General features: G+C 68.1%; 17 protein-coding genes and 1 riboswitch. Of the genes, 9 read left to right on the top strand and 8 right to left on the bottom strand.

Going from position 1 to position 21,809, the window contains the following annotated elements; all coding sequences use genetic code 11:
* Window positions 1-122 precede the first annotated feature (122 nt).
* Both LRP66_RS04655 and LRP66_RS04650 read left to right on the top strand, forming a co-directional pair.
* On the top strand, window positions 123-1,907 hold the full coding sequence (locus tag LRP66_RS04655; protein WP_230481341.1) for an ABC transporter transmembrane domain-containing protein: 1,785 nt from the start codon (window positions 123-125) through the stop codon (window positions 1,905-1,907).
* 280 nt (window positions 1,908-2,187) lie between these two features.
* Window positions 2,188-4,134: a beta-N-acetylhexosaminidase family protein gene (locus LRP66_RS04650; RefSeq protein ID WP_230481340.1), complete on the top strand. Its 1,947-nt coding sequence runs from the start codon at window positions 2,188-2,190 to the stop codon at window positions 4,132-4,134.
* Here LRP66_RS04650 and LRP66_RS04645 read toward each other — a convergent pair.
* On the bottom strand, window positions 4,118-6,625 hold the full coding sequence (locus LRP66_RS04645) for a family 20 glycosylhydrolase (RefSeq protein WP_230481339.1): 2,508 nt from the start codon (window positions 6,623-6,625) through the stop codon (window positions 4,118-4,120). The genes LRP66_RS04650 and LRP66_RS04645 overlap by 17 nt on opposite strands.
* A gap of 205 nt (window positions 6,626-6,830) precedes the next feature.
* Between LRP66_RS04645 and rnr the strand changes: the two genes are divergently transcribed.
* Entirely contained in the window at window positions 6,831-9,029 is a 2,199-nt protein-coding gene (gene rnr / locus LRP66_RS04640) for a ribonuclease R (protein WP_230481338.1), read from the top strand.
* 312 nt (window positions 9,030-9,341) lie between these two features.
* Here the strand turns inward: rnr and proS are convergent, their stop codons facing one another.
* Window positions 9,342-10,874: a proline--tRNA ligase gene (gene proS / locus LRP66_RS04635; protein WP_230481337.1), complete on the bottom strand. Its 1,533-nt coding sequence runs from the start codon at window positions 10,872-10,874 to the stop codon at window positions 9,342-9,344.
* 92 nt (window positions 10,875-10,966) lie between these two features.
* Here proS and LRP66_RS04630 point away from each other — a divergent pair, with 92 nt between their 5' ends.
* Complete coding sequence (locus LRP66_RS04630) at window positions 10,967-11,863, top strand: DMT family transporter (RefSeq protein ID WP_230481336.1); 897 nt, start codon at window positions 10,967-10,969, stop codon at window positions 11,861-11,863.
* Between the two features lie 25 nt (window positions 11,864-11,888).
* On the opposite strand, the gene bluB is transcribed toward LRP66_RS04630, so the two are convergent.
* Window positions 11,889-12,512, bottom strand: coding sequence for a 5,6-dimethylbenzimidazole synthase (gene bluB, locus LRP66_RS04625; protein WP_230481335.1), 624 nt, complete (start codon window positions 12,510-12,512; stop codon window positions 11,889-11,891).
* Between the two features lie 119 nt (window positions 12,513-12,631).
* On the opposite strand from bluB, the gene LRP66_RS04620 reads away from it, so the two are divergent.
* A complete protein-coding gene (locus LRP66_RS04620) occupies window positions 12,632-12,871 on the top strand; it encodes a SemiSWEET family transporter (RefSeq protein WP_443026656.1) in 240 nt (79 codons plus the stop codon).
* Between the two features lie 61 nt (window positions 12,872-12,932).
* Here LRP66_RS04620 and gcvPB read toward each other — a convergent pair whose 3' ends face one another.
* The 5 genes from gcvPB to LRP66_RS04595 all read right to left on the bottom strand — a co-directional run bounded on the left by gcvPB (window position 12,933) and on the right by LRP66_RS04595 (window position 18,683).
* Window positions 12,933-14,489 (bottom strand): aminomethyl-transferring glycine dehydrogenase subunit GcvPB, encoded by a 1,557-nt coding sequence (gcvPB, locus tag LRP66_RS04615; protein WP_230481333.1) that lies wholly within the window; start codon window positions 14,487-14,489, stop codon window positions 12,933-12,935.
* On the bottom strand, window positions 14,486-15,844 hold the full coding sequence (gene gcvPA / locus LRP66_RS04610) for an aminomethyl-transferring glycine dehydrogenase subunit GcvPA (protein WP_230481332.1): 1,359 nt from the start codon (window positions 15,842-15,844) through the stop codon (window positions 14,486-14,488). The genes gcvPB and gcvPA overlap by 4 nt, the downstream gene beginning before the upstream one ends.
* A 208-nt stretch (window positions 15,845-16,052) precedes the next feature.
* Window positions 16,053-16,424, bottom strand: coding sequence for a glycine cleavage system protein GcvH (gene gcvH, locus LRP66_RS04605; protein ID WP_230481331.1), 372 nt, complete (start codon window positions 16,422-16,424; stop codon window positions 16,053-16,055).
* A gap of 2 nt (window positions 16,425-16,426) precedes the next feature.
* The gene (gene gcvT / locus LRP66_RS04600) at window positions 16,427-17,602 is read right to left on the bottom strand and encodes a glycine cleavage system aminomethyltransferase GcvT (RefSeq protein ID WP_230481330.1); all 1,176 of its coding nucleotides are present in this window, start codon (window positions 17,600-17,602) and stop codon (window positions 16,427-16,429) included.
* Between the two features lie 160 nt (window positions 17,603-17,762).
* Window positions 17,763-17,870, bottom strand: a riboswitch (glycine riboswitch).
* Between the two features lie 174 nt (window positions 17,871-18,044).
* Entirely contained in the window at window positions 18,045-18,683 is a 639-nt protein-coding gene (locus tag LRP66_RS04595) for a hypothetical protein (protein WP_230481329.1), read from the bottom strand.
* A 101-nt stretch (window positions 18,684-18,784) separates the two neighbouring features.
* Here LRP66_RS04595 and ispH point away from each other — a divergent pair, with 101 nt between their 5' ends.
* The 4 genes from ispH to LRP66_RS04575 all read left to right on the top strand — a co-directional run bounded on the left by ispH (window position 18,785) and on the right by LRP66_RS04575 (window position 21,809).
* Window positions 18,785-19,741 carry a 4-hydroxy-3-methylbut-2-enyl diphosphate reductase gene (gene ispH / locus LRP66_RS04590; protein WP_230481328.1) on the top strand — a complete coding sequence of 319 codons (957 nt, stop codon included), beginning with the start codon at window positions 18,785-18,787 and terminating at the stop codon, window positions 19,739-19,741.
* A gap of 3 nt (window positions 19,742-19,744) precedes the next feature.
* Window positions 19,745-20,698 carry a homoserine kinase gene (gene thrB, locus LRP66_RS04585; protein WP_230481327.1) on the top strand — a complete coding sequence of 318 codons (954 nt, stop codon included), beginning with the start codon at window positions 19,745-19,747 and terminating at the stop codon, window positions 20,696-20,698.
* Window positions 20,695-21,132 carry a ribonuclease HI gene (gene rnhA / locus LRP66_RS04580; RefSeq protein WP_230481326.1) on the top strand — a complete coding sequence of 146 codons (438 nt, stop codon included), beginning with the start codon at window positions 20,695-20,697 and terminating at the stop codon, window positions 21,130-21,132. The genes thrB and rnhA overlap by 4 nt, the downstream gene beginning before the upstream one ends.
* A 65-nt stretch (window positions 21,133-21,197) precedes the next feature.
* Window positions 21,198-21,809, top strand: coding sequence for a hypothetical protein (locus LRP66_RS04575; protein WP_230481325.1), 612 nt, complete (start codon window positions 21,198-21,200; stop codon window positions 21,807-21,809).

Genomic DNA, 21,809 nt, shown 5'->3' with positions numbered 1-21,809 from the left:
GCGATCGCGTAACAGTGTCCCCGGTCGCCTCGACGGTTCAACGCTTCGAAGGGCACGAACGATGCGTCCCCGGCCAGCGCGCCGTTGAGCCCGTGCACGCACGCTGCTAGGCCCACGCGATCATGGCCAAATCCGCCGCTACCCCCACGCCCGCCATTCCGCCCAGCCGCCGTCTGAGCAATCTCAAGATGGTATGGCGGTTCACCCTGCGATACCCGACGCATCTGGCGGCGGCCGCGCTGTCGCTGCTGGTCGCGGCGGCGGCGACGTTGTTCATCCCGCGCACCTTTCAGAAGGTGATCGATCACGGCTTCGCTCGCTCCGCCGACACCGGCAACATCGCCCCCTATTTTCAGGGGCTGCTGGCGGTGGTGCTGGCGCTCGCCATCGCGACCGCGTTCCGATTCTACTTCGTCTCCTGGCTCGGCGAGCGCACCGTTGCCGATATCCGAGTCGCGGTGCAGGCCAATCTTCTCCGGCTCGCGCCACGCTATTTCGAAGAGAACCGCCCCTCGGAAATCGCCAGCCGCCTGACCGCCGACACCGCGATCATCGAGCAGGTGGTCGGCTCCACCGTCTCGATCGCACTGCGCAACGTGGTGATCGGGATCGGCGGCACCATCTATCTGTTCGCGCTGTCGCCCAAGCTGACCCTGTCGCTGCTGGTCTGCATCCCGCTCATCGTCCTGCCGATCGTCCTGCTGGGCAAGAAGGTGCGCGGCTATTCGCGCGACAGCCAGGACCGGCTCGCGGACATCGGATCGACCGCCGTCGAGACGCTGGGCGCGATGAAGGTGGTGCAGGCGTTCGGACAGGAACGTCGCGAGGCCGAACGGTTCGAACTCGCGGTCAGCAACGGCTTCGCCACCTCGCGCAAGCGCTTCCTGCTGCGCGCGGTGATGACGGCGATGGTCATCGGGCTGTTCTTCGGCGGGCTGACCCTCCTGCTGTGGGAAGCGGTGGCCGACGTCGCGAGCGGCCGCCTGTCGGGCGGTTCACTGACCGCGTTCGTGGTGACGGGCATTCTCGTCGCGGGCTCGTTCCAGGCACTGACCGAGGTATGGGGCGATATCCTGCGCGCATCGGGTGCGGCACAGCGACTGGCCGAACTGCTCGCCGAACAGCCCGAGATCGCGCCGCCCCCCGCCCCCGCCGTGCTGCCGGTCGTGCCGATCGGCGCGCTCCGGTTCGAAGGCGTCACATTCCACTACCCGACCCGACCCGAGGTCGCGGCGCTGAACGACTTCTCGCTCGACATCCGACCCGGCGAAACCGTCGCGGTGGTTGGCCCGTCGGGCGCCGGCAAGTCGACGCTGTTCCAGTTGGCGGAGCGATTCTACGACCCGCAAGCGGGGCAGATCTCGCTCGACGGCGTGTCACTGCGCGATGCCGATCCGGCGGCGATCCGCGCGCGTATCGCCATGGTCCCGCAGGAGACGGTGATCTTCGGCGCGTCGGCGCGCGACAATCTCCGCTATGGCCGGTGGGAGGCGGGCGACGACGAACTCTGGGCCGCCGCGGAGGCCGCCAACGCCGCCGACTTCCTGCGCGCTTTGCCGCAGGGACTCGATACCTTTCTCGGCGAAGGCGGGGCGCGGCTGTCGGGTGGACAGCGGCAGCGGATCACCATCGCCCGCGCGCTGCTTCGCGACGCGCCGATCCTGCTGCTCGACGAAGCGACCAGCGCGCTGGATGCCGAGAGCGAGCAACTGGTGCAACAGGCTCTCGAGCGGCTGATGGCGCACCGGACGACACTGGTGATCGCCCACCGGCTGGCGACGGTCCGTGCGGCGGAGCGGATCGTGGTGATGGACGGCGGGCGTATCGTCGAACAGGGACGGCATGGCGAATTGATCGGGCGCGGCGGGCTCTATGCGCGGCTGGCGAGCCTTCAGTTTCACGACTGATGGGGCCGGTTTAGTACCACTCGGGTGTGCGAGCGTGCGATCGTGGGGGGCGGAACATGCCCTTCGACTTCGCTCGGGCCGAACGGATGTTTGGAGTGGGGCACGGCGAGCGCACCTCCTGTCACGACTTCGGTTCGGGCCGACCGAAGTCGAAGCGCACGGGCGAATCTCGCAACATGTTGAAATCCCCTTGCTTCCATAATCAGCAAACCCGCTTGCGACCCGCCCCCCGCTCCCCTAGGCTCCGACAATACCATTGTAATACCGGGGAGTGCCGACGATGCCGCGAGCAACAAAATGGAGGAACGGGCTGGTCGCCGCCGTCATGCTGGCCGGAGCCTCCCCCGCCGCGATCGCCCAGACGGCCACGCTCCCGGCCGTCTTCCCCGCCCCCACCGCGATGACGCTGGGCGAGGGCGAAATGTCGCTGGGGCGCTCGGCCGTCCTGATCGCCGCGCCCGGCACCGATCCCGCGACGGTCGCGCTCGTCCGCTCGATCCTCAACCGGGCAGGCGTCAGCGACATCACGACCGCCAGTCGCCTCCCCGCGTCGCTCGACCGCCCGACGATCGTCCTGGGTCCGGACAGCGCCGTGCCGGTCCGCGACGCCCTCACCCGCAGCGGAGCCAGCGCCGATGACCAGGCAGAGGGCTATACGCTCGCCACGGTCGTGTCGGGCAATGGCGGGCTTATCACGCTTGCGGGGCATGATGCGGATGGCCTGTTCCACGCCGCGCAGACCCTTCGCCAGCTCGTCGCGCGCCCGCGGATTCCCGCACTCGTCATTCGCGACCACCCGGCCATGCCGATCCGTGGCACGATCGAGGGCTTTTACGGCAAGCCGTGGACGACGGAGGACCGCACCAGGCACCTCGATTTCCTGGGCCGGATGAAGGCCAACACCTATGTCTACAGCCCCAAGGACGATCCCTATGCCCGCGACAAGTGGCGGGAGCCCTATCCGGCGGCGACGCTGTCGGCACTCGGCACGCTGGTCGCGACCGCGCGCGCCAATCACGTGGACTTCGTCTACGCGATCTCGCCCGGCCCCTCGATCTGCTTCTCTGATCCGGCGGACGAACGGACGCTGCTCCGCAAGTTCGACGCCTTGCGCGGGATCGGCGTGCGCAGCTTCTATGTCGCGCTGGACGACATCGAATATCAGAAATGGAATTGCGACGCCGACAAGGCCGCCTTCGGCCCATCGGGGGCGCAGGCCGCCGGGATCGCCCAGTCCAAGCTGCTGAACGCGGTGCAGGCCGATCTGGCCAGGCGTGACCCCGCCGCGAGGCCGCTGATCATGGTGCCGACCGAATATTATGATGCGAAGGAAAGCCCCTATAAGGCCGCGCTCCGCGCCAATCTGGATCCGCGCATCGTCGTGCAGTGGACCGGCACCGACGTCGTGCCGCCCGCCATTTCGGTCCCCGATGCCAAGGTGGCGACCAAGGCGTTCGGGCGCAAGACGCTGCTCTGGGACAATTACCCGGTCAACGACTATGCCAGTTCGGCCGGACGCCTGCTGCTCGCCCCCTATGCGAAGCGCGAGGCGGGGCTTTCGACCGAGCTGACCGGCATCCTGTCCAACCCGATGAACCAGGAGGCGCCGAGCCGCGTCGCGGTGACGGGCGTGCTGGCCTTTGGCTGGAACGACAAGGGCTATGACGCGGACCGCACCTGGCATTTCGCCGCGCGTGATCTGGCGGGGAACGACGCGCGGGCGACGGCGGCGCTGCTCGAGCTGTTCGATACCCAGCATCTCGCCCCCACGTTCGGCAGCCAGCCCTGGCAGGAGCAGGCGCCCCGCTTGAAGGCGCTGCTCGATCATGTCCGCGAAGCGCTGGCGGGTGGCGACGCGGCGGAACGGCGTGCCGCGATCAACGAGCTGACCCGCAAGGCGGATGCGATCGCCGACGCGCCCGATACGATCCGCGCGGGCGTGGTCGATCCCGGTTTCGCCGAACAGGCGCGCCCGTGGCTCGACGCGATGCAGCTCTGGGGTCGCTCGCTGCGACTGACCGCCGCCGGGCTCGACGCCGCCGATCGGGGCAATGGGGCCGCGACGCGCTATTTCGGGGATGCCAGGCGGATCGCCGCGCAGGCCGCCGCCGTGCAGAGCATTCCTGGCGCGGTCCGCTTCGACGGACCGATCAAGATCGCCGATGGCGTGCTCGACCGGTTCATCGCCGACGCCCCCGGCCTGATCGCGGTCAGGGCGAAACCGTAACCGTCCGGCTGGCGCGGCGGCCGTCGGGGGTGCGGGTCCTGAGGTCCACCGCCCCCGTCACCGCGACCGGCCCGTCATAGCGACGCCAGGCGGTGCCGCCGGTCCGATATTCGATCGGCGTACCGGGGAATTCGGCATTGGCCTCCAGCCTGCCGCCGCTGATCCGCGCACCCGGCGGGGCGAGGCGATAGGTCACGCCCGCCCGGTCGAGCAGCCGCATCTGAACGCCCATCCGCCCGGCGAAATCATCCCAGCCGGACAGCAACCTGGCACGATCCACCCGCGCGTCGCCGGGCGTATAGCCCGCGCCCGCGACATAGGCGGGCTCCCAGTCCGGCTTGGCCCAGGCGCGCTCCGCCAAAGCCAGCAGGCGGGGGAAGAGCATGTAATCGACCTGGCTGTCCCGGCGCACCGTCTCGCTCCACAGTTGCGCCTGGATGCCCGCGATCGCCCGGCCGGGTTGCAGCGGAACGGTGTCGGCGATCGGCTTGGGCTGTGCGAGGATATTGGGGATCAGCGCGGCATTGGCCGCGAGATTGCCCGGCATGAAGCCGAACACCTGGAAACTGTCCACCCCGCGCGAGGCCCAGTCATAGCCGGTCTCATTGGGGTCGGCGGCATAGGGCATGTCGAAATAGCCCAGGTCGGGGATCGACAGCACCGTCTTCCAGCCCCGATTGGCCTGACCGTGCGCCTCGGCCACGCCGCCGCCGTGCAGGCCGCTCCAGATATTGGTCTGGACCTTGGGCGGCATCCGCGCGGGGTCGGTATGGCCCAGCCCGTCGCTCCATCCGGCGACCGCGATGCCCCGCTTGGCGAGATCGCCCGCCACCCGCTCGATGAAGCGCGCGCCCAGTTGCTTGGGCTGGAGCCCCTCACGCGCCATCGTCACCTTGCAGGCGGGCGAGCCGGTCCATGCGCCCGCCGTCTCGTCCGCGCCGATATGATAGGTGGTCAGCGGCACCCCCGCCGCCTTGTGAAGCGCGGCGATATCGTCGATCACCCGGTCGATGAAGCGATAGGTGCTGTCGATACAGACGTTCAGCGTGTTGTCGGTATAATGCTGAACGCTGGAATAGCGGGTGGTGTCGTCCGGCTCGACCAATCGGTAACGCTCCGCCCCCGCCTTGTCGCCCCTGGCCATCAAGCGCTGATAGCGGACCTCCATCGACCGGATCGCCGCGCGCGAATGGCCGGGCATGTCGAAGGACGGGATCACGGCGATCTGTCGTGCGGCGGCGGCGCGCAGGATCTCGCTGTAATCGGCGGCGGTCAGATAGCCGTTGGTGGCCGCGTCCCGCGCCGGGTCCGCACCGAGTTGCGGCAACAGGCAGGTCCGTTCGGACAGGTCGGCGCAGCGATAGGCCCCCACCTCGGTCAGTTCGGGCAAGCTGGCGATCTGCAGCCGCCATCCCTCGTCATCGCCGAGATGCAGATGCAGCGTGTTGAGCTTGTAGGCCGCCATCTGCTCGACGAGCTTCAGGATTTCGGCCTTGCTGTGGAAATTGCGCGCGAGGTCGATGTGCAGCCCGCGAAAGCCGTAGCGCGGCGCATCCTCGACGGTGAGCGGCCGCAGACTCGTCCCCTCGGCCGCGATCTGTTGGGCGAGCGAGCGCAGCGCATAGGAGGCGCCCGCCGCATCGCCGGCGTCGACCGACACGCCGTCCCCGGCGACGGTCAGGCGATAGCCCTCGGCCGCGATGCCGGGCGTCTGGCGGATCGTCACCGGCACCCCACCCTGCCCCACCGGCAGGGCGGCGAGCGCGGGGGCGATGGCCGCACGGTCGATTCCGCGCGTCGTGATCCGCACGCCCTTCGACAGGTCGAGCGGCGCGCCGGAGGGTCGGGCCACCTTCAAAGGCCTGGGCAGGATCGCCACGTCGACCGGCGTCGCCGCCCCACGCTCCGCATACAGGGCAAAGGCGCGTTCGGGGGTCCGCCAGACGGTCTGGTCGTCGGGCGCGCCGCGGGCGAGCGCCGCCTCGTCCGTCATCGGCCCGACAAAGGGCAGCGTCTCCAGCCCCGTTTCGGCATCGGTCCCCGTGCGGGTGGCGGCAATGACGCGTGGCTCCAGCCCCGGCGCGGCCAGCATCGCATTGGGCATCATGTGGTTGCGCGAGAAGAAGGCGCCGACCGCCACGACCTTGATGTGATAGGTCTGGCCCGGCGTCAGGGTCCGGCCGGGCTTCACCGTCAGGATGTTGAGATCGCCATTGACCGTCCGGTTGTCGAACAGGTCGCTGTCGATCGCCAGCACCGGATTGACCAGGCTGTAGCGGATCTCGAACGGCACGCCGGAAGGCACGCTCGGGATGGTGATCGCGATGTCGGCCTCGAAACAGCGCGGCGATGCGGCTGGACATGATGCGGGACGGTTGGTCAGGATCGTGTAGCGATAGCCCATACCCGCCGCCATCCGATCCAGATCGGCCTGTGCGCCCGCCGCCGGAACTGCGGCCAGCAGCGCGGGTAAAGCCCATAACGTCATCATCTTGCACCCGTCCCGCCAAGCTCACTGGTCCTATATTGGACCATGGCTGGGATTATGGCGCAACCCGGTATGATCGTCGCCCCGGCGCAGGCGGGGGCCTTTGCGATCGGCGATATGACGCTGGAGATCGCGGCATTCGCCGGGATGACGGATGTCGCCGCGATGCAGGGGTGACGCAGACCTCCCCACCTCCTATCTCCAGGCCATGAAAAAGCCCAAGCCGGGTCTGCCGACCCGTGAGCAAATCCTGTCCTTCATCGAACAGTCGGAGCAACCGGCAGGCAAGCGCGAGATCGCCCGCGCCTTCGGCCTGTCCGCGCAGGAGAAGATCGGGCTGAAGGCGCTGCTGAAGGACATGGCGGACGAAGGGCTGATCGACAGCGCGCCGGGCCGCGCCTTCCACAAGATGGGGGGCCTGCCCAAGGTGACGGTGCTGCGCATCGTCGATGTCGATGACGGCGGCAACGTCTGGGCCGAACCGGAGCGCTGGGAGGCGGAAGGCGCGCCCATCCCGCGCATCCGGGTGCGCGAACGCAAGCGTGGCAGCCTCGGCATCGGCCAGCGGGTGCTCGCGCGGACCGAGGAAGCGGGCGGCGGCTGGATCGCGCATGTCATGAAGACGATCGCGCCCGCCTCCGAACAGATACTCGGCGTGCTACGCGAGGAAGCGGGCCGTTTCTGGCTGACCGGCGTCGACAAGAAGGACCGGCGCGAGATGCTGGTGTCCGACACCGGCGGTGCGGAAGCGGGCGATCTGGTGATGGCGGAGAAGGCGGGCCGCCCGCCGCGCATCACCGCGCGCGTGACCGAGCGGCTGGGCGATCCCTTCGCCCCGCGCAGCTTCTCGCTGATCGCGATCCACAAGTTCGAGATTCCCGACCGCTTCCAGCCCGAGACGCTGGAAGAGGCCGAACGGGTCGCGCGCCAGCCGCTGGGCGACGACCGCGAGGATTTGCGCGACTTGCCGATCGTCGCGATCGACCCCGTCGACGCGCGCGACCATGACGACGCGGTCTGGGCCGCACCCGACGACGATCCCGCCAATCCGGACGGGTGGCGCGCCATCATCGCCATCGCCGATGTCAGCTTCTATGTCCGCCCCGGCTCGGCGATCGACAAGGATGCGCGGCGGCGCGGCAACTCGGTCTATTTCCCCGACCGGGTGGTGCCGATGCTGCCCGAGATCCTGTCCGCGGATGTCTGTTCGCTGAAGGAGGGCGAGGACCGTGCCGCGCTCGCCTGCCATCTTCAGGTGGCGAAGGACGGCAAGCTCAAGGGCTTTCGCTTCACCCGCGCGGTCGTGCGGCTGGCGGCGAATATCGCCTATGAGGACGCGCAAGCCGCGATCGACGGCGAACGCACCCATCCGCTGACCGAGACGGCGCTGCGCCCGCTCTGGGATTGCTGGGCCGCGCTCGCCAAGGCGCGGGATGCGCGCGAGCCGCTCGACCTGGATCTGCCCGAACGACGGGTGGTGCTCGACCAGAATGGCCGCATCCTGTCGGTCGCGCCGCGCGCGCGGCTGGATGCGCACCGGCTGATCGAGGATTACATGATCGCCGCCAATGTCGCCGCCGCCAAGGCGCTGGAGGCGAAGAAGGCCCCCGTCATGTACCGCGTCCACGAAGTGCCCAGCCGCACCAAGCTGGTCGCGCTGAAGGACTATCTCGAAACCTTCGATATCCCCTTCGCCATGGGACAGGTGATCCGCCCGGCGACCTTCAACCGGATCATCGACCAGATCGGCGAGGCCGACTTCCGTCCGCAGGTGATGGAGCAGATCCTCCGCTCGCAGACGCAAGCCTATTATGCGCCGGTCAATCAGGGGCATTTCGGCCTGTCGCTCGGTTCCTATGCCCATTTCACCTCGCCGATCCGGCGCTATGCCGATCTGGTCGTCCACCGTGCTTTGGTGGGGGCGTACAGTCTGGGCGATGGCGGCCTGCTGCCCGAAGGCGATGAGATGGAGCGGCTGGGTACGTCGATCAGCCAGATGGAGCGCCGCGCGATGGAGGCGGAGCGCGAGACGATCGACCGCTATGTCGCGGCGTACCTCTCCGAGCATGTCGGGCAGGTGGTCGAGACGCGGATCACCGGCGTCACCAATTTCGGCTTCTTCGCCACCGTCGATGGCGTGGGCGGCGACGGGCTGATGCCGATCCGCGACCTGGGCGGCGACTATTTCCATTATGACGAGGGCTCGCAGCAGTTGCTCGGCGAGAAGACGCGGGAAATCTACCGGCTGGGCCAGCGCCTGCCGTTGCGGCTGGCCGAAGCGAACCCGGTATCGGGCGCGCTTCGCTTCGAACTGCCCGACGGCAAGGGCGCCGCGCCCGAACCCCGCCGCGTGCTGAAACGACGCGGGCGGCCCGCGAATATCCGCCATAACGGCAAACGGCGGTAGGGAACGCGCCTGCCGCAGGCAGGACGGCCCCTTTTCCTACCCCCTCCCGCAGGCGGGAGGGACGCCCCCTTCTTGCTCCCCTCCCGCAGGCGGGAGGCACGCCCCCTTCTTGCTCCCCTCCCGCAGGCGGGAGGGACGCCTCCTTCTTGCTCCCTTCCCGCAGGCGGGAGGGGTTGGGGGAGGGCAGGGCCGCAAGCGATGGTCTCGGTGAGACTCCCAACCCTCCCCCATCCCCTCCCGCCTGCGGGAGGGGCGTGCTAGTGGCGAGTTCGCAGGTCCCCTCCTACCGATCGTGGGAGGAAGGGAACTTGATCAATACGCCCGACCGATCAACACCCGCTCCACCGCCGCGCGGCCGGTGAACACGCAGGGACCGTCGTCACAGCCCGTCTGGCCCATCGGCGCGTTGCGGATGGTCAGCTTCAGGCCTTTCAGCTTCTCGACCACCTGCTCCAGTTCCGCGCCCGTGGGCTTGGCCCAGCGGACATCGACCCAGCCGGGGTTCTTCTGCCCTTCCGCGAAATGCGTCTCGACGCCCGCCCAGTCGTCGACCGGCACGATCTGCGCCTTCAAGCGCTCGGTCGACTGGCGATGGAGTTCGCCCTGAATGTCGGCCAGAAGATCGGCGACACCCGACACGAAATCGCCGCGCGGTTGCACGACCGAGTCGAGCTTGCCGTCCTCGCGGTACAGCCGGTCGCGGCGGATCACCGAGACATTGCCACCCGCCATGTCGCGCCCGCCGACCTCGATGACGACCGGCGCGCCCTTCTTGACCCAGCCCCAGCGCTTGGTCGCGGCCTTCTGCGCGCGTGCATCGACCATCGCGCGGATCGGCTCGCCCAGAGCCGACTGCGCCACCAGTTCCCCTTGCAGGTCGCGGCAATAGGCGAGCAGCGCCTCGTCCTCGGGCTGGTCGCGCAGCATGGGCACGATCACCACCTGCCACGGTGCGACCCGGGGCGGCACGCGCATCCCGTCATCGTCGCCGTGGACCATGATCATGCCGCCGATCATCCGGGTCGACACGCCCCAGCTCGTCGTCTGTGCGAAGTCCAGTCCGCCTTCGGCATTCTGGAAGCGGATATTCTGCGCCTTCGCGAAATTGTCGCCCAGGAAATGGCTGGTCCCCGCCTGCAGCGCCTTGCCGTCCTGCATCATCGCCTCGATCGAATAGGTTTCGACCGCGCCGGGGAAGCGCTCGTTCTCGGGCTTCTCGCCCGCGATGACGTGCATGGCGAGGCAGTCCTCGGCGAAGCTGCGATAGACCTCCAGCATCTGGAGCGTCTCGCCCCGCGCCTCGTCGACCGTGGCGTGCGCGGTATGCCCCTCCTGCCACAGGAATTCCGCGGTACGCAGGAACATGCGGGTCCGCATTTCCCAGCGGACGACATTGGCCCACTGGTTGATCAGCACCGGCAGGTCGCGCCACGACTGGACCCAGCGGGCAAAGGCCGTGCCGATCACCGTTTCAGAGGTCGGGCGCACGACCAGCGGCTCTTCCAGCTTCGCCTCGGGATCGGGAACCAGCCCGCCCTTGCCATCGCCGATCAGCCGGTGATGCGTGACGACCGCCATCTCCTTGGCGAAGCCGTCGACATGCTCGGCCTCCTTCTCGAAATAGCTCAAGGGAATGAACAGCGGGAAATAGCAATTCTCGTGGCCCGTCGCCTTGATGCGGTCGTCGAGCAGCCGCTGGATGCGCTCCCAGATGCCATAGCCCCAGGGGCGGATGACCATGCAGCCACGGACCCCGGATTCCTCGGCCAGATCGCCCTCGGCGATGACGGACTGATACCAGGCGGAGAAATCCGCGTCGCGGGTGACGGACAGAGCGTGCTTCATGCCCGCCCGATAGCGGCAAAGGGGGCGGTTCGCCAAGGGGCTCACCATGTCCGGGGTTACGTCGCGGCCGACCAGCGTTTAGGGACGCCCGCATGACCGGCGACCGCGTGCTCAAGGGCATCGGCCTGCGCCTGATCGCCATCTTCTTCCTGTCGACCATGTCGGCGCTCATCAAGCTGGCCGAATCGCGCGGGGCGACCCTGTTCGAAACCATGTTCTGGAGACAGGCCTGCGCGCTGCCCGTCGTGCTGGCCTTCGTGCTGGCGGGGCCGGGGCTGGGGTCGCTGCGGACGACGCGGTTCAGGGGGCATCTGGCGCGATCGATGGTGGGGCTGGTCGGCATGGTCTTCACCTTCGGCGCGGTGCTGCTGCTGCCGCTGGCGGAGGCGACGACGTTCCAGTTCACCGTGCCGATCTTCGCGACCCTGCTCGGCGCGCTGGTGCTTCGCGAGCGGACCGGCATCCAGCGCTGGAGCGCGGTGCTGATCGGCTTCGCGGGCGTGCTGGTCGTCGTGCGGCCGGGGGCGAACGACATGTCGCTGTTCGGGGCGGGCGTCGGCCTGCTGGCGGCGATGTTCGTCGCGATCGTGGCGATCCTGCTGCGCCAGTTGCGCGAGGAACCGGCGGGAACGACCGTGTTCTATTTCACGACGCTGACCCTGCCCTGCATCGCGCTGCCCTATGCCTTTCACATCCAGGGTCATGACTGGGCCACCTGGGCGATATTGGTGTCGATCGGCCTGGTCGGTGGCCTCGGCCAGATCGCGCTCACGGCGGCGTCACGGCTGGCACCGGTCGCGGCGGTCGTGCCGATGGACTATTCGGGACTGATCTGGGCGACCGTCTATGGCTGGCTGATCTTCGGGGTGCTGCCCGCGACCAGTACCTGGCTGGGCGCGCCGATCATCATCGCCAGCGGCCTGTTCATCGTCTGGCGCGAACAGCGACTGGGCAAGCAGCAGACCATGACCACCGCGCCGGAGGATTGATCCTCCTTGGCACGGGGGGATGGGGTCAGCGAACCTCCCACCCGGTCGGCGCATTCTCCTGCCACCCCGTCCGGTGGAGCAGCGGCGTGTCGTCGTCCCATTCGGCATGGCCCAGGCACAGATAGGCCGAGAACACCCAATCCTCCGGCGCCGCGAAGATGCGCGCCATCTCGGCGGGATCGAGGATCGACACCATTCCCATACCCAGATTGACCGCCCGCGCCGCCAGCCACAGGCTATGGATCGCCATCGCGGTCGACTGGCGCAGTGTCTCGGGCATGGTGCGACGACCCAGGCCATGACCCTCGGCAGGATCGATATGGGTGAAGACCGCCAGTTGCACCGGCGCGGCATCGAGCCCGGCGAGCTTGAGCGCGCGATAGGCTGCCGCCTGCTCGCCCGCATAGTCCGCCGCCGCAGCCTCGTCGCAACACCGGAAATTCGCACGGACCGCGGCACGCAGGGCGGCATCCTCCACCCGGATGACCCGCCACGGCCGCGCATTGCCGACCGAGGGCGCGAGCGCCATCAGATCGGCCAGCCGCGCCAGCACCGCCTCATCGACCGGATCGGTCCGGAAGTGGCGGACGTCCCGTCGCCAGCGCAGGATGGCCTCGAGCGTGGCGGCCACCTCAGCGTCGAAGCGCATGTCTGTCCCCTCCCCGGCTCGGACCATCCCGCCCCGCTTGCGCGTTGCAGGCCCGCGCTTCAATCGATTTATCTGTCATCAAACGAGGAGACCAAGGGCCTGTGAGCGAACGGAAACTGATGTTGCTCGGCTGGATCGCGACGGCAACGGCGGTCGCGATGTACCTGTCCTATATCGACCAGATCCAGCTCAATCTGGCGGGACAAAAGGGGTCGGTGATCCAGCCGCTGGCGACGATGATCAACTGTTCGCTCTGGGTGGCCTATGGCTTCCTTCGCGAAAAGCGGGACTGGCCGATCGTGTTCGCCAACGCGCCGGGGGTGATACTGGGCGGGATTTCGCTGTTCACGGCGCTCTGAGCGAGAACACCCTCCACCCTCCCATGCCTCTGGCGGATGGGAAGGGGGGAGGTGTCGCCGATCAGGCCGCCTTGTCCTTCCACACCAGCACGGGCTTGCGCGCGGCCAGCGTTTCGTCGAGCCGCGCGCGCGGCGCGAAGTGCGGCGCGGTCTTGAGCGACGCGTCGCCCGCCTTGGCCCGCTCCGCCACCGACGCCAGCGCGCCGATGAACTGGTCGAGCGCCGCCTTGGACTCGGTTTCGGTCGGCTCGACCAGCATCGCGCCGTGGACGACCAGCGGGAAATACATGGTCATCGGGTGGAAACCCTCGTCGATCAGCGCCTTGGCGACGTCGATCGTCGAGAAGCCCTCGGCCAGTCCCTCGTCCGAGAAGATGGCTTCGTGCATACACGGCCCGCTCTTGGCGAAGGGGGCGTCGAGGGTGTTCTCGAGGCTGCGCAGGACGTAGTTCGCGTTGAGCACCGCATCCTCCGCGACCTGGCGCAGGCCGTCCGCACCGTGGCTGAGGATATAGGTCAGCGCGCGGGTGAACATGCCCATCTGGCCGTGGAAGGCGACCATCCGGCCGAAGCTGTCGGCGTGATGGTCGTCGGCATTCTCTTCCTCGACCAGCCGGAAGCCCTCGCCCGTCTTCTCGACGAAGGGCAGCGGCGCGAACGGCGTCAGCGCCTCGGAGAACACGACCGGCCCCGAACCCGGCCCGCCGCCGCCATGCGGGGTCGAGAAGGTCTTGTGCAGGTTGATGTGCATCGCATCGACGCCCAGATCGCCCGGACGCACGCGGCCCACGATCGCGTTGAAGTTCGCGCCGTCGCAATAGACGTATCCGCCAGCGGCATGGACCGCGTCGGAAATGTCCTTCAGATCGCGCTCGAACAGGCCGCAGGTGTTCGGGTTGGTGATCATCACGCCCGCCACGTCCGGCCCCAGACGGCCTTTCAGCGCCGCCGTGTCGACGCGCCCATCAGCGGTCGCGGGAATATCCTCGACCGAGAAGCCCGCGAACGCCGCCGTCGCCGGGTTGGTGCCGTGCGCCGATTCGGGCACCAGGATCACCTTGCGATGGCCCTCGCCGCGCTTCTCCAGCGCCGCCTTGATCGCCAGGATACCGCACAGCTCGCCATGCGCGCCCGCCTTGGGGCTCATCGCGACCGAGGTCATGCCGGTCAGCGTGACCAGCCAGTGCGCCAGCTGGTGAATGACCTCCAGCGCGCCCTGTACCGTGTCGACGGGTGCGAGCGGGTGAATGTCACTGAAACCGCCGAGGCGCGCCATCTTCTCGTTCAGGCGCGGATTGTGCTTCATCGTGCACGAGCCGAGCGGGAAGAGCCCCAGGTCGATCGCGTAATTCTGCCTCGACAGACGGGTATAGTGGCGCACCGTCTCCGGCTCCGACAGGCCAGGCAGGCCGATGGGGCTCTTGCGCGACAGGTCGCCCAGTCGCGAACCCGCGACATCGCCGTCCGCAAAGTCGACACCCGTGGTGTCGGTATCGCCGATCTCGAAGATCAGCTTTTCTTCCAGCATCAGCGCGCGGTTGCCGGTGAAGGTCGCCTGCGCTTCGCCCGTGTTGGCTTCGGGGCTCGTGGGCTTCCAGCCGCTCTGGTTGATCGTCATGCCAGCACCTCCTCAAGCGCTTGGGCAAGCGTCTCGATATCCTCCGCCGTCACCGTCTCGGTGACCGCCACCACCAGTCCGTTCGCGAGAGCCTCCTCGCCCGGATAGAGCCGCCCGAGCGACACGCCCGCCAGTACGCCGCGCTCGGCGAGCGTCCGCACGATGGGCCGCGCCTCGCGACCCAGATCCAGCGTGAACTCGTTGAAGAACGTGTCGTTGACCAGCTTGACGCCCGGCACCTTCGCCAGACGATCGGCCGCGCGGCAGGCGTTCGCGTGGTTGATCCCCGCCATGCGGCGCAGGCCCGCCTCGCCCAGCAGCGTCATGTGGATCGAGAAGGCGAGCGCACACAGACCGGAGTTGGTACAGATGTTCGACGTCGCCTTTTCGCGGCGGATATGCTGCTCGCGCGTCGACAGCGTCAGCACGAAGCCGCGCTTGCCGTCCGCGTCCACCGTCTCGCCACAGAAGCGGCCCGGCATCTGGCGGATATACTTATCCTTGCAGCCCATCAGGCCCACATAAGGGCCACCGAACTGAAGCCCGACGCCCAGCGACTGGCCTTCGCCGACGACGATATCGGCGTCCATCTCGCCCGGCGAGCGGATCGCGCCCAGCGCGACCGGCTCGGTCACGACCGCGATCAGCAGCGCCTTCTTGGCGTGGCAGGCCTCCGCCAGCGGGGTCAGGTCGGCGATGCGGCCGAGAATGTCCGGATACTGGACCACGACACAGGACGTGTCGGCGTCGATCGCCGCGATCATCTGGTCGATATCGGTCTCGGCGGTCAGGACGGGCGCGGCCGTCTCCAGCGTGTCGCCGGTATATTTGGCCATCGTCCTGGCGACCGAAACATAATGCGGGTGCAGGCCCGACGACAGGATCGCCTTGGCCTTCTTGGTGATGCGCCGCGCCATGCCGATCGCTTCCCAGCAGGCGGTCGAGCCGTCGTACATGGAGGCGTTGGCGACATCGGTGCCGAGCAGACGCGCGACCTGCGTCTGGAACTCGAACAGCATCTGCAATGTGCCCTGCGCGATTTCCGGCTGATAGGGCGTGTAGGCGGTCAGGAACTCGCCGCGCTGGATCAGGTGATCGACGCTGGCGGGGACATGATGGCGATACGCGCCGCAGCCCAGGAAGAAGGGCACGTCGCCCGCGACCATGTTCTTGCGGGCGAGCGCGGTCATGTGCCGCTCGACCGCCAGTTCGGACGCGTGGTTGGGCAGCCCCTCGATGGGGCCGGACAGGCGCGCGGATTCGGGCACGTCGACGAACAGGTCGTCGACCGAGCCCGCGCCGATGACCGAGAGCATCTCGGCCCGATCGGAAGAGGTAAGGGGCAGGTAGCGCATGCGTTCCATTTCTCCGCCCTCCTCTTCGCCCCCGCCGCCGAGCGGAGGGCTTCTTCTTCTCCCCTCCCGCAGGCGGGAGGGGCCGGGGGAGGGCACCCGGCTTCGGCAGGCGATGGCGCTGGAGGAGAGCGAGTCCCCTCCCCCGACCCCTCCCGCCTGCGGGAGGGGAGGAAGAAGGCCCCTACCCTATGCAGGGAGGGGCATCAGATCACAGCTTGGCGACGAACGCGGCGTAGGCGGTTTCGTCCATCAGGGCGTCCAGCTCCGACGCGTCCGACAGCGTGATCTTGAAGAACCAGCCCTCGCCCTCCGGATCGCTGTTCACCAGCGCGGGTTCGTCGGCGAGCTGGGCATTGCCCTCGACCACGGCGCCCGACACCGGCGCGTACACGTCCGACGCGGCCTTGACCGACTCGACCACCGCGGCCTCGTCGCCCTTGGACAGCGCGCGGCCTTCCTCGGGCACGTCGACGAACACGATATCGCCCAGCGCGCCCTGCGCGTAATCGGAGATGCCGACCGTGCCGACATCACCGTCGACGTCGATCCACTCATGATCTTCGGTGAAATAGCGGCTCATGGTCACTTGGCTCCTGAACGAACGTAACGATGGGGGACGAACGGCATCGCCGTGACGGTGGCGTCATGCGTCTTGCCGCGTTGAAGCAGTTTGAGGGTCGTGCCGGGCGTCGCCAGCCCGGTCGGCACATAAGCCATGGCGATCGGCGCGCCCATCGAGGGGGCGAAGCCGCCGCTGGTCACGCGGCCGATGACCGATCCGTCCTCGGCGACCACCGACGCGCCCTCGCGCACCGGCTGGCGGCCCGCGACGGTCAGGCCGACGCGCTTGACGGCGGGGCCGTTCTCGCGCTCGGCGAGGATACGCCCGGCGCCCAGGAAGTCGGCCGCCTCGCGACGCTTCTTGGCGAGCGCGAAGCCCAGATCGGCCATCACCGGCGTCGTCTCTGGGTCGAGGTCATGGCCATAGAGCGGCAGCCCCGCCTCCAGGCGCAGCGAGTCGCGCGCGCCCAGACCGATCGGCTTCACTTCCGCCTGCTCGCAAAGCAGGTCGGCGAAGGCGGCCGCATGTTCGGCCGGGATCGAGATTTCGTAACCATCCTCGCCGGTATAGCCCGAGCGGCTGGTCCACAGCGGCACGTCGTTCCAGCTGAAGTCGGCGGCGGTCATGAACACCAGTGCCTCGACGCCCGGCACGATCCGCGACAGCGCGTCGACCGCCTTCGGCCCCTGGAGCGCCAGCAGCGCCTGCTCGTCGAGCAGGTTCAGCGTCGCATCGTCGGGGATGAAGTCGAGCAGATAGGCGATATCGTCATATTTGGTCGCGCCGTTGACGACCATGTAAAGCTCCTCGGCGCCGTCGAGCGTGCGCTTCGTCACCATCAGGTCGTCGAGGATGCCGCCCTCTTCGTTGAGCAGCAGCGAATAGCGGTTCTTGCGATCGCCAAGGCCGGTGATATCGCCCGGCAGGACCTTTTCCAGCGCGGCGATGACCGGGCCCAGGCCGTTCTCGCCGGTGAAGACCACCTGCCCCATATGGCTGACGTCGAACAGCCCGGCCGACTCGCGGGTCCAGAGATGCTCGGCCATGATGCCTTCATACTGGACGGGCATGTGATAGCCCGCGAACGGGACCATCCGCCCCCCGCGCGCCCGGTGCCAGGCGTCCAGCGGCAGCGTCTGGATGATCTCCTGACCCTCGGGGGCGTCTTCTACATTCAGGTCTGCGGTGTCGCTCACGGGGCCGGTCTCCGTCAAAAGGGTGTCGGCTAGGGACGTGCGTCTCCTACCCGATACGATCCCCCTCTGTCACGGAACCTGAGAGCTTTCGCCGGAAATTCCGGCTTACCCCTTCGGTGGCGCGACGACCCGGGGCCGACGCGCGCTTTCCAGAGTGTCGATGGCGATCGCGGTCCCGTTTGCCTGAGAGATTCCGGGGTGGTTGCTCCTTCGGCGGCCGGGTTTCGTCACCTGAAAGATGAACCCGACGCTCTCCCGCGCGCGCCTATGCCGGATATGTCCGACATCGACACCGCGCCCTCTGCCGGGCAGGTGGTTTCAAGTCAATCGGGGAACGGCCAGGCGGGGCGCAAAGATGTGGAAAGCTGGGGGCCATGCCCCTCCACCACCGCTTCGCGGCGGTCCCCCTCCCCATCTTAGATGGGGAGGAACAGGCCGAAGATCACCGAGTCGCGTTGTAGCGCAACTGCGCGTCGGTCAGCTGGAAACCGACCAGTGCCTCGAAGCTGGCGCTCGCCACGGCCTGGCGCACTGCGGGGTTGGTCAGCGGATCGACCGCCGCATCCTCATCGCCCGCCTTGCGCCGGCGGGTCAGCTTTTCGCGCACGTCGTCGGGCAGCGTCGCGGCCGCGCGCGAGATCGTCGTGGAGGCTTCGCCCGCCACCTGCCCGCGCGCCTGGCCGGCGTCGAAATGCACGTTGACGCGGCTGACCCGCTTGGCGACGACGTTCGTCCCGCCGCGCACGATCGCGATATAATAGGGCAGAACGACGTCGCGCGCCGCCGTCGTGTCGGTGCGCCGCGCCTCGACATCGAAGGTCACGGTGGTGACGATGTCCGCGCCCGAATCCGCGCAATTGCCCCGGACATTGGTCATGTTGGCGATCAGGTCGATCGAGCGTTCGTCGGTGGCACCCGGCGTCTTGAACAGCGTGATGTCGCCCGTGCCCGCCGCGACTCCGACCACCGGGCAGGCCGAGCGCACGGCGGTGATGCCGCCCGACGCGTCGATCTCACCGGTGCGGGCGCAACCGCCGAGAACGAGCGCAAGGGCTACGGGAACGAGGAGCGATGCTTTCACAGGTCGAAACGCCTATTCTGGATGCCGAAGCAGGATGCCGGTTTGGCCGCCAGCATAGGAACCGGGTTGGACGCGCGCAAGCAATGGCGTAGAGCCGCCTCATGACCGATACGCTGAAGCCGCCGCTCGACCTGTTGATCGCCGCCCCGCGCGGCTTCTGCGCCGGTGTCGACCGCGCCATCCGCATCGTGGAGCTGGCGATCGAGAAGCATGGCGCGCCGGTCTATGTCCGGCACGAGATCGTCCACAACAAGTTCGTGGTCGACAGCCTGAAGGCCAAGGGCGCGATCTTCGTCGAGGAACTGAACGAGGTGCCGCCCAACGCGCATGTCGTCTTCTCCGCGCACGGCGTACCCAAGTCGGTGCCCGCCGACGCCGAGAGCCGGGGCCTGGAATATCTGGACGCCACCTGCCCGCTCGTCTCCAAGGTACATCGCCAGGCCGAACGGCTGGTCGAGATGGGGCGCCACATCGTCTTCATCGGCCATGCCGGACACCCCGAGGTCATCGGCACCTTCGGACAAGTGCCCAAGGGCGCGATGTCGCTGGTCGAGACGGTCGAGGATGTGGACGCCTTCACGCCCGCCGACGCCGACAATCTCGCCTTCCTGACCCAGACCACGCTGTCGGTCGACGACACCGCCGCGATCGTCGAGGCGCTGCACCGGCGTTTCCCCAATATCCTGGCGCCGCGCGGCGAGGACATCTGCTACGCCACCTCCAATCGCCAGGCGGCGGTCAAGGCGATCGCGGCGGAATGCGACGCGGTGCTGGTGATCGGCGCACCCAATTCCTCCAACTCGCTTCGCCTGGTCGAAGTGGCCGAACGCGCGGGCAAGCGCGCGCAGCTGATCCAGCGCGCCGCCGATCTCGACTGGGCCTTCCTCGACGGCGTCAGGACGCTCGGCCTGACCGCCGGAGCCTCCGCGCCCGAGCTGCTGGTCCGCGAACTGGTCGAGCGCCTGTCGGAGCGTTTCGCGGTCAGCGAGCGCGAGGAGGAAACCACGCGCGAGACCATCGCCTTCAAGCTGCCCCGCGGGCTGGAAGCGGCCGCCTGAACCATGGCGGTCTATACGCAGGTTTCGGCCGAGGCGCTGTCCGCGTTTCTGGCGCGCTATGACGTGGGCGAGCTGATCTCCGCCAAGGGGATCGCGGAGGGCGTCGAGAACAGCAACTATCTGGTCGACACCACGACCGCGCGGTTCATCCTGACGCTGTACGAAAAGCGGGTGGCGGCGGGCGACCTGCCCTTCTTCCTCGCGCTGCTCGATCACCTGGCCGCCAAGGGCTTGCCCGTGCCGCCCGCGATCAAGGATCGGGACGGGGTCGAGATTCAGACGCTGGCGGGACGCCCCGCCTGCCTGATCCAGTTCCTGACCGGCGTATCGCTCTCGCATCCCACCCCGGCGCAGGCGCTGGCGGCGGCGGAGGCGATGGGCGCGATGCACCGCGCGGTCGCGGACTTTGCGCAGAGCCGCGCCAACTCGATGGGGCACGCGAGCTGGCGCCCGCTGTTCGCGCAATGCGGGCGCGACCTCGATCGCATCCAGCCCGGCCTGCACGATGCGATGGGCGAGGCGCTCGACTCGGTGCTGGACGGCTGGGACGCGCAGGCGCTCGACACGTGCGTCGTCCATGCCGACCTGTTCCCCGACAATGTGCTGGTGCTCGGCGACCGCGTGACGGGGCTGATCGACTTCTACTTCGCCTGCACCGATTTCCGCGTCTACGACCTCGCGGTCATGCACTCGGCGTGGAGCTTCGATGCGAGCGGGAAGGCCTATGCGCCCGAGATCGGCGCGGCGCTGATCGCGGGATATGGCCGACACTTCCCCTTGTCCGATGCCGAACGCGCAAGCTTTGCCCGCCTCGCCATGGGCGCGTGCCTGCGCTTCGCGCTGTCGCGGGCCTGGGACTGGCTCAACACGCCTGCGGACGCGCTGGTGACGCGCAAGGATCCGCTGGCCTATTGGCGGCGCTATCTGGCCTATCGCGACGGGAAGGCGGGGCTGTGACTCCGGTCGAGATCGCCACCGACGGCGCATGCAAGGGCAATCCCGGCCCCGGCGGCTGGGGCGCGCTGATCCGCTCGGGCACCCACGAAAAGGAATTGTCGGGCGGCGAGCCGCTGACCACCAACAACCGCATGGAGCTGATGGCCGCGATCGAGGCGCTGAACGCGTTGAAACGTCCTTGCGCGGTGACCCTGTCGACCGACAGCCGCTATGTCATGGACGGGCTGACCAAGTGGATCCATGGCTGGAAGCGCAACGGCTGGCGCACGGCGGACAAGAAGCCGGTCAAGAACGCCGAACTCTGGCAGGCGTTGGTCGCGGCGGCGGAGCGGCACCAGATCGAATGGAAATGGGTCAAGGGCCATGCGGGCCACCCGGACAATGAACGCGCCGACAAGCTGGCGAGCGACGCGGCGGAGACGTTCAGGCGGTAAGCGGGGGCCTGGGCGGATAACGACCGGGCCAGACGGCCCGATCGGGGTGAGGAAGGGGACGTGTTTTGCCGATCAATGCAGTCATCGCCCTTGCGCTCGTCGCCTCCGGCGACACGCCCGTGCCACAGCCTTCGGCCCAGCTTCAGACCCTTGTCCTGTCATCCGGCTACCAGGCCAATATCCAGCGCCTTTTCGCCGCGCTGCCAGCCGATGTGTTCCAGCGCTGTCCCGCGCTGGTCGCTCCGGCATCGACCGTATCCGTCCTGTCACCACCCGCGTTCGCAGCCGATGGCTATCCCATATCCGGCGCATGGAAGCAGAGTTTTCCGGTTCGAGGGTGCGGCAACGACACGACCATCAACATCTTCTTCGAAGGCCAGCCGAACGAGAAGATCGTAAGCATCGTCGCCGTTCCGGGAGACACCCACGCGAACCTGACGTTGCAAGCCGATGCGCTGCGCTATGTCCGTGTCGCCGCCCAGGCCGCCGCGCCGGGTTGTGCGACGCCTCACGTGCGGCATACGCGCTATGACGGGGTCACCGACACCGCGCGCCGGGCCTGGCGCGAGACGTGGTATGTCGCGGCCTGCGGTCGGAATGTCGAGGTGCCGGTGACCTTCATCCCCGACGCGACGGGCACGACCGTTACCGCGGGCGTGCCCAGGCCGGTCGGCTGA

The sequence above is a fragment of the Sphingomonas sp. Leaf21 genome (genome assembly GCF_916858675.1).
Classification (GTDB): domain Bacteria; phylum Pseudomonadota; class Alphaproteobacteria; order Sphingomonadales; family Sphingomonadaceae; genus Sphingomonas.
Note: the sequence above shows the minus strand (reverse complement) of the source record. Positions and strands in the feature narration are given on the sequence as shown.

What these genes read in the sequence shown, in the direction of transcription:
- LRP66_RS04630 (WP_230481336.1), top strand. Translation starts at nt 10,967, where the DNA reads ATGACCGGCGACCGCGTGCTCAAGGGCATCGGCCTGCGCCTGATCGCC.
- LRP66_RS04650 (WP_230481340.1), top strand. Translation starts at nt 2,188, where the DNA reads ATGCCGCGAGCAACAAAATGGAGGAACGGGCTGGTCGCCGCCGTCATG.
- rnr (WP_230481338.1), top strand. Translation starts at nt 6,831, where the DNA reads ATGAAAAAGCCCAAGCCGGGTCTGCCGACCCGTGAGCAAATCCTGTCC.
- LRP66_RS04620 (WP_443026656.1), top strand. Translation starts at nt 12,632, where the DNA reads ATGTTGCTCGGCTGGATCGCGACGGCAACGGCGGTCGCGATGTACCTG.
- ispH (WP_230481328.1), top strand. Translation starts at nt 18,785, where the DNA reads ATGACCGATACGCTGAAGCCGCCGCTCGACCTGTTGATCGCCGCCCCG.
- gcvPB (WP_230481333.1), bottom strand. Translation starts at nt 14,489, where the DNA reads ATGACGATCAACCAGAGCGGCTGGAAGCCCACGAGCCCCGAAGCCAAC.
- proS (WP_230481337.1), bottom strand. Translation starts at nt 10,874, where the DNA reads ATGAAGCACGCTCTGTCCGTCACCCGCGACGCGGATTTCTCCGCCTGG.
- thrB (WP_230481327.1), top strand. Translation starts at nt 19,745, where the DNA reads ATGGCGGTCTATACGCAGGTTTCGGCCGAGGCGCTGTCCGCGTTTCTG.
- bluB (WP_230481335.1), bottom strand. Translation starts at nt 12,512, where the DNA reads ATGCGCTTCGACGCTGAGGTGGCCGCCACGCTCGAGGCCATCCTGCGC.
- LRP66_RS04645 (WP_230481339.1), bottom strand. Translation starts at nt 6,625, where the DNA reads ATGATGACGTTATGGGCTTTACCCGCGCTGCTGGCCGCAGTTCCGGCG.
- LRP66_RS04655 (WP_230481341.1), top strand. Translation starts at nt 123, where the DNA reads ATGGCCAAATCCGCCGCTACCCCCACGCCCGCCATTCCGCCCAGCCGC.
- gcvPA (WP_230481332.1), bottom strand. Translation starts at nt 15,844, where the DNA reads ATGCGCTACCTGCCCCTTACCTCTTCCGATCGGGCCGAGATGCTCTCG.
- gcvH (WP_230481331.1), bottom strand. Translation starts at nt 16,424, where the DNA reads ATGAGCCGCTATTTCACCGAAGATCATGAGTGGATCGACGTCGACGGT.